At 48.2% G+C, this 11,905-nt stretch carries 10 protein-coding genes; 6 read left to right on the top strand and 4 right to left on the bottom strand.

Annotation, left to right across the window (positions count from 1 at the left end):
* Positions 1-38 precede the first annotated feature (38 nt).
* The 3 genes from KNO65_RS12070 to KNO65_RS12060 form a co-directional block, all read right to left on the bottom strand.
* Positions 39-665 carry a hypothetical protein gene (locus KNO65_RS12070; protein WP_214784453.1) on the bottom strand — a complete coding sequence of 209 codons (627 nt, stop codon included), beginning with the start codon at positions 663-665 and terminating at the stop codon, positions 39-41.
* 67 nt (positions 666-732) lie between these two features.
* Positions 733-1,935, bottom strand: coding sequence for an NAD(P)/FAD-dependent oxidoreductase (locus KNO65_RS12065; protein ID WP_078146025.1), 1,203 nt, complete (start codon positions 1,933-1,935; stop codon positions 733-735).
* Between the two features lie 100 nt (positions 1,936-2,035).
* Positions 2,036-5,542 carry a chitobiase/beta-hexosaminidase C-terminal domain-containing protein gene (locus KNO65_RS12060; RefSeq protein ID WP_214784450.1) on the bottom strand — a complete coding sequence of 1,169 codons (3,507 nt, stop codon included), beginning with the start codon at positions 5,540-5,542 and terminating at the stop codon, positions 2,036-2,038.
* Positions 5,543-5,914: 372 nt separating this feature from the next.
* On the opposite strand from KNO65_RS12060, the gene KNO65_RS12055 reads away from it, so the two are divergent.
* The 6 genes from KNO65_RS12055 (at position 5,915) to KNO65_RS12030 (ending at position 11,027) form a co-directional block, all read left to right on the top strand.
* Complete coding sequence (locus tag KNO65_RS12055) at positions 5,915-6,676, top strand: alpha/beta hydrolase (RefSeq protein WP_214784447.1); 762 nt, start codon at positions 5,915-5,917, stop codon at positions 6,674-6,676.
* A 131-nt stretch (positions 6,677-6,807) separates the two neighbouring features.
* On the top strand, positions 6,808-8,463 hold the full coding sequence (locus KNO65_RS12050) for a glycoside hydrolase family 13 protein (RefSeq protein ID WP_074037853.1): 1,656 nt from the start codon (positions 6,808-6,810) through the stop codon (positions 8,461-8,463).
* A gap of 54 nt (positions 8,464-8,517) precedes the next feature.
* Entirely contained in the window at positions 8,518-8,856 is a 339-nt protein-coding gene (locus KNO65_RS12045) for a hypothetical protein (protein WP_143180208.1), read from the top strand.
* A gap of 57 nt (positions 8,857-8,913) precedes the next feature.
* On the top strand, positions 8,914-9,117 hold the full coding sequence (locus KNO65_RS12040; RefSeq protein ID WP_015880320.1) for a YwbE family protein: 204 nt from the start codon (positions 8,914-8,916) through the stop codon (positions 9,115-9,117).
* A 1-nt stretch (position 9,118) separates the two neighbouring features.
* Positions 9,119-9,286: a hypothetical protein gene (locus KNO65_RS12035; RefSeq protein ID WP_015880321.1), complete on the top strand. Its 168-nt coding sequence runs from the start codon at positions 9,119-9,121 to the stop codon at positions 9,284-9,286.
* Positions 9,287-9,554: 268 nt separating this feature from the next.
* Positions 9,555-11,027 (top strand): alanine/glycine:cation symporter family protein, encoded by a 1,473-nt coding sequence (locus KNO65_RS12030; protein ID WP_214784444.1) that lies wholly within the window; start codon positions 9,555-9,557, stop codon positions 11,025-11,027.
* A 50-nt stretch (positions 11,028-11,077) separates the two neighbouring features.
* On the opposite strand, the gene KNO65_RS12025 is transcribed toward KNO65_RS12030, so the two are convergent.
* Positions 11,078-11,878: a formate/nitrite transporter family protein gene (locus tag KNO65_RS12025; RefSeq protein ID WP_214691372.1), complete on the bottom strand. Its 801-nt coding sequence runs from the start codon at positions 11,876-11,878 to the stop codon at positions 11,078-11,080.
* Positions 11,879-11,905: the final 27 nt, after the last annotated feature.

The raw sequence follows: 11,905 nt of genomic DNA, 5'->3' as shown, positions 1-11,905 counted from the left end.
TCCCTCTTTTTCAAAAAAGAGAGATTTCACACAAACATTTATAATGCGGCCCATACATGCTGTTTCAATACGATTTGTTGTACCACTTTAGGGTCGAGTTCGTATTCAGTGGCAATGATGCGCGTCACTTTCGCTTTCGCATCGGGGTCGTCAGGATTCTGCTTCGTATATTGATCTTGCCATGACCTCCAAATTTGAATCTCTGTATCGGTCAATTTGGTCGTCCATTCTTTTTCTCGAAGTTGCCAACCGAATATCATGTCGTCTGTTTGACCGGGTTCCACCCAGTCTGCGAGTCCATAGTCGCCTTCCGGAGCGAATACGGCTTCACCGAGTGGCGGTTCCGTCCCGATATAGGCAGCATCATCATAAAATCGTAACAAGGCGGCCTGGAACTGATCTGACTGTTTTACGTCATCGATGACGTCATGGCTGACGGATTGAAGCTCATCCGTACTCGGGTTCCCGTGTACGACGATGTCGTATTCATATCGAATGACACCGTCTTGTTCGATTGGTGTACGTTCTTCAATCGTATATATTTCCTCGGAAATGGATGCTTGTTCAGCCTTTAACTGCGTCGTGGGGACGGATTCCTGTGGCCAAAACCAGAAGGCGCAACCGAGAGGGACAAGGAATACGGCAAGACGACGTAGTCGGTACACCCTGTTTGATTTTCTTCAATCCAAAAACACTCCTTCAATTATGTAACAATCCCCAAAATGTCGGGGATTACGTTCGATCTAAACGAACGAGGTCCGCATCGGGATGCGACTGACCACGAACGAGAGCACTCAAAATACGAGAGCCAAGCATGCTATACACGGTCCCATTTCCCCCATATCCGAGCAAGTAAAACAAGTTCGGTCGATTCGGGTGCTCCCCGATGAACGGGAGTTGGTCCACCGACTCTCCAAACAAGGCGACCCAAGCATAGTCGACTTCTAGGTCATACATCGGGAAGAGCTCGGCGATTTTTTCTTTCACTCGTTCCGCCCGATCGTTCATGAGCGCCTCATCGTGCGGCGTTTCGGCCTGGTCTTCGTCAAGTCCGCCAGCGATAATCCGCCCGTCCGGAGTCGTGCGCAAATAGAGATATGGTCGTTTCGTCTCCCAAATGAGCGCGCGTCCTTCCCATTCGCTGAATTCGGCGATTGGATTCGTTGCGATGGCGTATGACCGATTCAAATCGATCCGATGGGAGTCGAGTAGGGGAGCTGGCCCATAACCTGTCGCAAAGATGACTTTATTCGCTTTAAATGTCCCGTTCGAGGTGAACACAATCCATCCATCACCATCAGACACGACCTCATCCACCGACGTCTCTTCAAAAATCGGGACGTGTTGTTTCGATAAATGGCGAATGATTTGACGACTGAGCGTGAGCGGATTGACCTCGGCATCGCCTTTTGTGATGAGGGCCGCCGGTTTTTCAAATGGGAAGCGTTCACGTAATGCTTCACGATCCAACCACTCCACATCAAAACCGTGTTTGGCTAGCATCTCATACTCACGTTGCAATTTGGCAACATCGTCCTCTTCACTCGCAAAACAAAGGCTGTCCCGTCGAATATATATATCGGATGCATCGACATCTTTCGCCACCTGGTCGAGCGATTCGACCGCGTCGAGACATAATTGATAGAAGCGTACCGCTGCCGCTTCTCCAATTTTTTCTGCCAGTTCATGTAACATGATGTCATTTGAATATTGAATTAAACCGGTATTTGCTGATGTGCTTCCGGTACCGACTTTTCGCCCATCGAGCACCGCAAAATCGACGCCATCTCGTTGTAACGTATAAGCCGTCAACGTTCCGGACATACCGGCTCCGATGACGAGTACGTCGTAATGCTCTTTTTTGTCAGGTCTTTCTAACACGACGTCCTCTGATTCGGTCGTTGGCCAATATAAATCTCCGTTATACAATTCCATCGGTCTCATCCTCCATGATATTCAGTATCTTCCTCTTTATCCCCGCTTCAAGAGAGGTGAAACCAAAAAACCGCAGACGATGTGTCTGCGGTTCAACATGTTATTTCTTGATGATGATGGATGAAGGAGAAGCGCCTTTCGTATATGTGATGCGTTGGACGTTTTTTGCCCCGCGAATCTCAGCAAGGTTTTTCCCGTCAACGATTACTTCTTTTACCGTCGCGCCTTTGAAGTCGATGATGGCACCGGCTTCTTTCGGTTTCACTTGAACGACGACATTTTTCAACGGTTCTCCTGTCAATTCCGTGTATACGCCACGAACGAAGATGCCATTTTTGAAGTTCGTGCCTTTTCCGATTGTCACGCCGATGTAATCCTCTTGAAGGACGAGGCGAGCAGCTTTATGGTTTTCTACAGTGTAACGCGTCAATTCCACTTCTGGTTCCGGTGTGAAGTCGATTTGTGCAAGTACTGGATCATGGTCACTCGCACGCCCTGACATCTCAGTGAAGTCCGAGTTGACGTGAATCATGTCAATTTTCGTAGAAGCGGCCAAGCGGTTCGAGACGAGGATATGATCGAGTACTTGTGAGTTCCCTTGATACACATACGAGTAGCGGTCGACAGCAGGAACTTTCTCGACCATGTTCGTCATCAAGTCGCCTTTGAAGATTTGGAGCGCATCCGAGAATTCGAAATCATTGAAGTCTCCGAGTGCGACGACGTTCGCTTCTGGATTCTTCGTCTTCACGTCCGCCACGAAGTTGTGGACGACTTGTGCGATTTTCTTACGTTGCACTTCACTTCCGAGTACGACCGGTTGTTGTGAACCGAAGAAACCAGTGTCGCCACCTTTCGAGTTCCAATGGTTCGCGATCACGATGACGTTCTCGCCTTGGAAGTCGAATTGAGCAGCTAACGGTTTACGCGAACGATCGAACGCTTCGTTCGTCGGATCGATACGTCCCGGGTTGTGCGTCAATTTCCCATCGGCGTATCCGACGGCCGTCGTCGCGTCACCAGCAGGAATTCCCTCCGTCAATGACACGCGCTCAGGATCGTACAAGAAGCCGACACGGATGTTGGCATCTGGGGCGCCTCCGTCTTGGTTGTTCTCTGGGTCGATGTTGACGTATTTATACGTCTTCCCACCAACAGCGACAATGTTATCGATTAAGCGCTGATAGCTCTGGTCAGCGGCAGAACCTGCTCCTTTATCCTGTCCATCGTTGTCTTGTACTTCCGTCACACCGATGATGTCAGGGCTGTTCAATTCGTTGACGAACGCTTTCGCCAGTTTGAGTGCCTTTTCATCTGATGTTTCTTTGATGTTGTTCGAGAAGTTCTCTAAGTTATACGATGCAATCGTTAATTGATCTTCTTCTGCCTCGATGAATGTCTTCTCACGCTGCGCATCTCCTTTGACGAAGGCAGCTTTCATGTCTTCAAGTGAGGCTTGAATCTTATAGTTACCGAACGAATAGCCGACAACACCGACAATCGGTCCATTGAAGCGGTCGCCCGTCGCGACATCGAATTCACGCGCTTCCGCGTTCGGTTCGAGACGGAACTGAATGCGTTCCGGGTTTGCATCGTTCTTTTTCAATAAGACGCCGCCATTGTACGTCTCCGTTGGCGTATCCTCGAGAACAGTCACCAAATCACCGTATTCTTGTGGTCCGACCGACTTCAACTTGTTCGTTTGAACACGCATTCCTTCAAGGCTCTCCCAGAAGTCGATGGCATCCTTCTCCGGATTGAAGACGGCGAGGTTGTCGCTGTCGATAAACTCGGTCGGAAGGTTTGAGGCATCAATCGTAATTGGAGTCGGAAGGGTGACACCACTCGCGACGACTTCAACTTTTCCGTTACGTGTATCGATTTGTGTCATCTTCATATCTGTCTGTTGACGGTCGCTGTATCCTTCAATCGCATACTCGCTCACTTTTCCGTTCACTTTGACGAGGTCACCGACTTGAATGCCAGCAATCGAACGTCCACCGTAAAGGACAATCCCTTCAGATGTCCGTGCATCGTCATCGGCCTCGGCGTCAGGAGTTTGAATGAAGTAATACGTCGTCCCGCTCGAGACGAACGTAGACGTGACAATTCCTTCTACCCCTTCAACCGTCTGTCCGTTCATCGGAGCCGTGTGGTTCGCACCTTGGATGTCGTGAATGCGAATCTTGTCTGTGATCTTATAAGAGAATGTTGAGACGGCGCTGAACGAGTCGCCTGTTTTCACGACCGTTTTCAACGTCGTCGAGTTTTCAATGCGGATTGGGTTTTCGTAACGAAGCCCATTCTCTTTTGGATCAGAGCCGTCGAGTGTATAGAAAATCTCTGCGTCTGCTGTCGTTGTCGAGAGCGTCACGTCTTGTGGACCAACGAATGTACCGGCACCTGGTTTCGCGACAGCCGGCCGAAGAACGGACGTATCGATAACCGTGTCCGCCGGGTCACGAGGGATGATTTGGTACGTATCGTCAAACTGTTGAACGATTCCTGTGATCGATGAATAGTTCACATCCGTCTGTAAATCAAGGATGCCTCGCTCGTCGCGAACGACGAACTCCTTCGTTCCGTCCGTCGCCGTCAAGTTCTGACCGCTACCTGTGAGTGTGACATTTTTGACGGTAACGAGTTCGGATTCGACGTCCTCGTTGATTTGTTCCCCTGTCAAGACTTGGGCAGTAGGAAGTGTTGCTGCTTGTTTTGAAACAACGACAGCGCTGTTCAATTGAAGAAGCTCACGGTACGAACCGACGACCCCTGTGACAACGACCTCGTCCCCGACGTTGACGGAAAGAGATGTCGGACGGATAGACAGACCACCTGTTGCGTCTTGAATGGAGATGGTGTTCGCTAATTTAGCCGTGACGACTCCTTTTACGGTGACCGTCTCATTTTCTGCCTTTGTTCGTGCATCAGCAATTGAAATTGGTGTGATTGGTGCAGGAGGCTCCGTTGTGCCTCCATCTCCGTATTCGACGCCTTGGAACGTATGTAACCCGAGATTGTCGAACGTGTCTTGTGGTGTCGATGACCATTCGACAGCCGGGTCGAAGGCATCACTGCCATCACTGTCTCCCTTTGTGACCGTGTCTTTACGGATGAGCGATTGGTCAGCAGTCGCAACGGTCGTTCCCCATTTTGTCCCTGGGTCGAAGCCGAGTTGACCGAAGACATCAAGAACAGTGTCTCCTTTTTTCAAGACGATCGTGTCATCCCCGTTGAAGTTCGTCACGGCACTCACCGTATCCGATTTTGCTTTCAATGTGTCCGACGCACTGCCGTTCACAATGACATATGTAGCTCCTGGTGCGAGTGTGCCCGTCAAATTCAATGTATTTCCGGCAGTCGTACCTCCGTTTGAATACAGTTCAATTTTGTAAGCGGAAAGGTCGATTGTCGCGTTCGTTCCGTTGAATAACTCGATTGCTTTATTGTTGCTCGATCCTTCTACGTACTCTGAAATGAAGAGGTCTGATGCGTTCAACGTCTCGGCGTTTACGTTTGCCGCAATCGGCGTCATACTGCTGACGATGAGTCCTGCTGATAAGGCGAGGCCAGTGACTGCCTTAAATGATTGTGTTGGTTTCCCCATGTGTAAGTCTCCCTTAGATGTAATGGTCTAATCCGATTTCCCCAACTCGTGTCGTTATAAATAAGTGAATTTATATCCTCCTTTTTCAAAAAAACAAAATGATAACGCTTACATTACTTTTCTTGTGACGAAACCCTTGAAAAATTATTCGTGTATTGTCAAAAATAACACGTTCATTTCCCAAGTTTTTTACTACATGTTAAACATAACCAAGCAGACGTCAGAACTCAATCCACTAAACACGAAGTTATGATTACATTTTGATTACAAGGTAAATGTAGTCGGAAGAACTTGACGAGTAGCTTAAGAACTCTTACACTCTTCTAATACGAATTAATTGTATCGGTTAAGTTGGAATTAAAGGAGGCACTAATGAAAGCAGTCAATTACCAAGTCATTCCTGGAGCAGGCGCGTTTTATTATGAAGGAAACGAAATCGGTATTTTGCTTTGTCACGGCTTTAACGGGACACCTCAGAGTGTACAGGACGTCGGAATTGAGTTGATGAAGCAAGGGTTTACGGTGTATGCCCCGCGCTTGAAAGGGCATGGGACACATCCGGAAGACTTTCGATGTTCCACGCATCGATGTTGGTATAAAAGTGTGACGAAAGGAATCGAGCGATTACGCGAGTCGTGTCAGACGGTCATTGTCGTCGGTCAGTCAATGGGTGGGACGTTGGCACTCAAGGCTGCCCTTGAAGGAAAGGCGGATGCGATTGTGACAATCAATGCCGCGTTATCGGTACCAGGATATACGTGTCATGCGTCGGATACCGAGTGTCGATTTATCGACGAAGATGCGCCCGACATCTTGGCAAAAGACGTATATGAGATTGTCTATGACCGTGTGCCTACAAGAGCGATTCGGGAATTGCTTTCGCTGATTGACGAGGTGCGACCGCACGTCGGAGCGGTTGATGTGCCGACATATGTCATCCATTCTGCTGTCGACAACGTAGTACCGCCTTCCGACTCCATCTGGTTGTTCGATCAGTTACAAGGAAAAAAAGAATACGCGGTGCTTCCTAACTCGTATCACGTCGCGACGATGGACCATGATTGGAAGCATTTGTCGAAGCTGATCACGACCTTCTGTGAACAGGTTGGGGCGCGCCATCAAAATGCAGTGTAAAACTGCATTTTTTTGTGGGCTCATTCTTTGCAAACGCTTGCACTAGTGCTATGGTAGATGTGAATCATACCTTATTGTAGGAGGCACGGTGCCGTATGGAGACGTTGTTCAGCCAAACGAAACAAACAGAAATCAGTCGTGTATGGTGGAAAGAGGCCATCGCCTATCAAATTTATCCAAGAAGTTTCAACGATTCGAACGGGGATGGAATCGGTGATCTTCGCGGAATCATTGAAAAGCTCGATTACTTAGAAGACCTTGGAATTGATGTCATTTGGATTTGTCCGATGTACAAATCGCCAAATGATGATAACGGATATGATATCAGTGACTATCAAGACATTATGGACGAGTTTGGGACGATGGAGGATTTTGATGCCTTGCTAGAGGCGGTGCATGCACGAGGGATGAAACTGTTGCTCGACCTCGTTGTCAACCATACGTCGGACGAACATCCATGGTTCCTTGAATCGAAAAGCTCGAAAGACAATCCGAAACGGGATTGGTACATTTGGCGAGATGGGAAAGATGGGATGCCACCGAGTAACTGGGCGAGTATCTTTGGCGGGTCCGCTTGGGAATATAATGAACAGACCGATCAATATTACTTGCACGTCTTCTCGAAGAAACAACCCGATTTGAACTGGGAGAATCGTGAAGTTCGGACGGCTGTCTATGACATGATCAACTGGTGGCTCGATAAAGGAGTCGACGGATTCCGTGTCGATGCGATCAGTCATATTAAAAAGATGCCGACGGAGACGATGTTACCTTCTCCGGACGGGAAGTCGATCGTTACGGCGTTTTCGATGTACTCGAATATCGATGGAATCCATGAATATCTACAAGAGATGAAGCGAGAAACGTTCTCCAAATACGACATTATGACCGTTGGGGAGACGAACGGAATCGAGCCGGAAGAAGCCGACCAATGGATGGGACCTGAGAATGGTGCGATGAATATGGCCTTTCACTTTGATCATGTCGATATCATGCGACGGTCACGTCTTGCCCCGCTCGATGTCGTCGAGCTGAAACGGATCTTCGATAAATGGCAACAAGGATTACGCGAAACCGGGTGGAACGCGTTATACATTGAAAATCATGACATGGTGCGAGCGGTCTCGCTCGTCGGGGATGAGCATCATTATTGGCGTGAAAGTGCCACGGCGCTTGGGATGATGTACTTCTTCATGCACGGGACACCATTCATTTATCAAGGACAAGAAATCGGGATGAAGAATGTGCCGCTCCCATCCATTCATGACTATGATGATGTCGCGACGAAAAACGAGTACTTCGAACGCATCGCGAACGGGATGAGTGAAATCGACTCGATGCAACAAGTATGGGGCACATCTCGTGATAACGTCCGGACACCAATCCAGTGGGATGCCTCACCTTATGCTGGTTTCTCGACGACGACCCCGTGGATGCCGATTCACGAAGAGTATGAGACGCTCAACGTCGAGGCACAGCGAAACGACCAGCATTCGATCCTGTCGTTCTATAAGGAGATGATCCGTCTTCGTCGAGCTGAGGAGACGTTTACGTATGGTCGTTATCGTGACGTCTTGCCTGAACATAAGCAAGCCTTCGTCTATGAGCGTACGTTTGAAAACAACCGCTTCTTCGTGGTCGTCAACTTGACCGCCAATCCGGCAGAAGTGACCGTTCCGGAAATTGCAGGCGCCACGCTTGTCATGACGAATGAGATTGACCCCGAGACGATTGATACGGAAACGTTTATGCTTCGACCATTCGCAGCACGGTTATATCGTTTATGATAGAAAGGTACCTTCCTAGGAGGGTACCTCTTTTGAATGAAGGGTGGGACGAGGATGCATACGATTGAATTTTCCAATGACAACGAGGTCGTACGCATGGTCATTGGTGGTGCCGATCGCGAACGGTTGGAATTGATGATTGATGAGCGACGCGTTACGATTTACGTGAAAGCGTATCTCGATTTTGGAGAGGCGTTCGCTAAGGCGTTTCATTCGTTGAAAGGGACGGCCGCACTCCGTGATGTGGAAGGACAGTATGTCATGGATGTGACCTTTTCGCATCGAGGGGTCAGCGTTCGATTGCATGATCCGTTTCCTAAGAAGACGCTTCAGACCGATCAAAGTTACATGACAGAAACGATGCGACAAATTGGCATCTGGAATAGGCTGTGACAAATGAGGGAAAAGAGCATATGATAGAGATTGACTAAATGGAAAGGGGTGTCGGGTATGGATGGAACGAAACGTGCTGACATTCGCCCAGGACTCCACGTCCAAATCGTTTTAAAACAAGATCAACGAAGCGGAAAGCTGACGAAAGGCGTCGTTCAAGATATATTGACGAACTCGCCACGTCATCCGCACGGAATCAAAGTGCGTTTGAGCGATGGGCAGGTCGGTCGTGTGAAAGTGATCGAAGCTGGAGGTGAGTAAGATGAGTGAGAAAAAACTATCTTTTCAAGAGGCGATGAAACAAAAGCTGGCAGAGAAGAAGCAAAATCAAACGAAGGTTCCCACGGGTTTACATGGTACAAAACAGAAACCGTTGACGAGCCAATTGACGAAAAAACCAAATAACCAGAAGAAACGTACTGGTATTTAAACTCGCAGCTACTCGAAAAGAGTGGCTGTTTTTTTGATTATTCATTTCGTTATTGTGAATTATAATCATGATTTAATATTTCTAAACATTTTTATGTAAGCGCTTTAAGTGCTTATAAATAAGGAATCTCGCTTATATGATGTGAAAAAAGAGTGAAATGACCTATAAAAAAATTATTGATAATTGTCAGAATCTTTGTATAATTCAGAACTAAGACATCATAAAAAATTCTCAACTTCAGATTCACACAACAGGGAGGAACTTATTCATGGAAGCGATTCAAGGTATGTTACAAGGAAGCGTCGACTTTTTGAACAACATCTTATGGTCGTACGTATTGATCGCCGTTCTCGTTGGAGCCGGGATCTACTTCACGGTCAGAACACGTTTTATGCAGTTCCGTTACTTAAAAGAAATGTTACGTACGGTGACAGATAAATCGGACGTTACACTTTCAAAAGACGGGAAGAGTATTTCTTCAATGAAATCATTCTTTATCGGTGCCGCGACTCGAATCGGTACAGGTAACCTTGCCGGGGTCACGGTAGCGGTCACACTTGGTGGACCAGGAGCGGTCTTCTGGATGTGGATCGTCGCCCTTCTCGGTGGTGCGACAGCCATGATTGAAAGCACGCTCGCTCAAGTATACAAAGTGAAAGACGATGTCGCGTACCGCGGTGGTCCAGCTTACTACATCGAAAAAGGTTTGAACAACCGTGCACTTGGAATCGTATTTGCGGTTCTCATTGCTGTCACATTCGGACTCATCTTCAACTCTGTTCAATCGAACACAATCGCTGCAGCATTCGATAACGCATTTGGAATCGATGCGGCGATCGGCGGAGCAATCTTAGTTGTTCTTACTGGTCTTGTCATCTTTGGTGGTGTACAACGTGTCGCGAACTTCTCGGCGATCGTCGTACCAGTCATGGCTGTTCTCTACCTTGCCATCGCACTCTACGTTGTCGCTGTGAACTTTGCTGAACTTCCAGGCGTCTTCGCTATGATTTTCCAAAGCGCATTTGGTTTGAACGAAGCAGTCGGTGGTTCAATCGGTGCTGCAATCTCAATGGGTGTACGCCGTGGACTCTTCTCGAACGAAGCAGGTATGGGTTCTGCACCAAACGCAGCAGCTGCTGCTGAAGTATCGCACCCTGCGAAACAAGGTTTCCTTCAAGCACTCGGTGTATTCTTGGATACGTTGATCGTATGTACAGCAACTGCAGCGATCATCCTTCTCTCAGACAGCTACGCTGCTGGAAATGGTGAAGGGATTGTCCTTCTTCAAAACGCATTGACTGAACAAATCGGAGCACTTGCCCCAGCATTCATCGCTGTCAGCGTCTTCTTGTTCGCCTTCAGCTCGATCGCAGGAAGCTACTACTACGGTGAAACGAACATCGAATTCATTAAGAAGAGCAAAGGTGCAGTTCTTGGATTCCGTCTTGCGACAATGGCATTCGTCTTCATCGGAGCGGTCGCAAGCCTTGGATTCGTATGGAGCCTCGCTGACCTCTTCATGGCAGGGATGACATTGATCAACATCGCGGCGATCACATTGCTCGGTGGCGTTGCCTTCAAAGTTCTTAAAGATTACGAAGAGCAACGAGCTCAAGGTCTCAACCCACGCTTCTCGGCTCGTAAACTCGGTATCGAGAATACAGAGTGCTGGGATGTGGAAGAAGACGAAGTGGCACAAGGTACTGTTCAAGCAGCAGCAGCCGACGCTTCAAAATCATAATTCGTGAAATGCAACAAACAGGGACCCTGCTAATCGGGGTCCCTGTCTTTTTATGCATGATAACGTATCGGCTTGACGGTTTGTTCCGTCTCCGATTTGTTCAAATACAAGTAACTTCCGGCAACGAACAACGCACCACCGACAATATTACCGAGTGTGGCGAAGAATAGATTGTAAAGGGCACCGCTAAAGGTGACGAGGTCCGACGGTACATAGTGGAGCGCGAGAGCGAAAACGCCCATGTTCGCAATCGAGTGCTCGAATCCAGCGGCGAAAAATACGACGACCGGAAGCATCGTCAGCATAATCTTCGCGACATCATTGTTCGTTTTGAGTGGCATGAAGATGGCCAAACAGACGAGCACGTTACATAAGATTCCTTTCAAGAAAATAGCAAGGGCGTCTCCACCGATTTTCTTCGCGGCGACGACAGCAAGCAAATGGTCACCCGACACGTCACCCATGCTGTGAGCTCCGATGACGAGAAGCGATAGCATGACGGCACCGATCAAGTTACCGACCCAACTGAGTCCCCATATTTTTGCGAGGTCGAACCAAGCGACACGTCCCCGTTTTGCACCAGTGTAGAGATACATCGTGTTGCTCGTAAACAATTCTCCCCCCATCCAGACGATGAAGACGAGTGCCACTGAGAAACTGGCGCCCGCAATCAGCATCGTTCCGGGGACATCGATGAACATGTTTCCGACGGTGAATGAGAAGACGACTCCAATTCCGATTAAAAAGCCAGCGATTATCGATCGCAACATGTATTGAGGAAATGAATGTTGAAGCAATGATGATTTCTTAAATGCGGCTTCTTCCATATAATCGACGACTTGCTTTTCCATGAAAAGACCTCCTTTAGACCCTTTCAG

The organism is Exiguobacterium sp. S3, from assembly GCF_018617295.1.
Taxonomy (GTDB): Bacteria; Bacillota; Bacilli; order Exiguobacteriales; family Exiguobacteriaceae; genus Exiguobacterium; species Exiguobacterium profundum.
The sequence above is the reverse complement of the archived record's forward strand: the minus strand, read 5'-3'. Positions and strand labels throughout refer to the sequence as shown.

Excerpts from the sequence above, each read along its gene's own strand:
- KNO65_RS12065 (WP_078146025.1), bottom strand. The coding sequence starts at position 1,935 with ATGGAATTGTATAACGGAGATTTATATTGGCCAACGACCGAATCAGAG.
- KNO65_RS12060 (WP_214784450.1), bottom strand. The coding sequence starts at position 5,542 with ATGGGGAAACCAACACAATCATTTAAGGCAGTCACTGGCCTCGCCTTA.
- KNO65_RS12055 (WP_214784447.1), top strand. The coding sequence starts at position 5,915 with ATGAAAGCAGTCAATTACCAAGTCATTCCTGGAGCAGGCGCGTTTTAT.
- KNO65_RS12045 (WP_143180208.1), top strand. The coding sequence starts at position 8,518 with ATGCATACGATTGAATTTTCCAATGACAACGAGGTCGTACGCATGGTC.
- KNO65_RS12040 (WP_015880320.1), top strand. The coding sequence starts at position 8,914 with ATGGATGGAACGAAACGTGCTGACATTCGCCCAGGACTCCACGTCCAA.
- KNO65_RS12035 (WP_015880321.1), top strand. The coding sequence starts at position 9,119 with ATGAGTGAGAAAAAACTATCTTTTCAAGAGGCGATGAAACAAAAGCTG.
- KNO65_RS12030 (WP_214784444.1), top strand. The coding sequence starts at position 9,555 with ATGGAAGCGATTCAAGGTATGTTACAAGGAAGCGTCGACTTTTTGAAC.
- KNO65_RS12025 (WP_214691372.1), bottom strand. The coding sequence starts at position 11,878 with ATGGAAAAGCAAGTCGTCGATTATATGGAAGAAGCCGCATTTAAGAAA.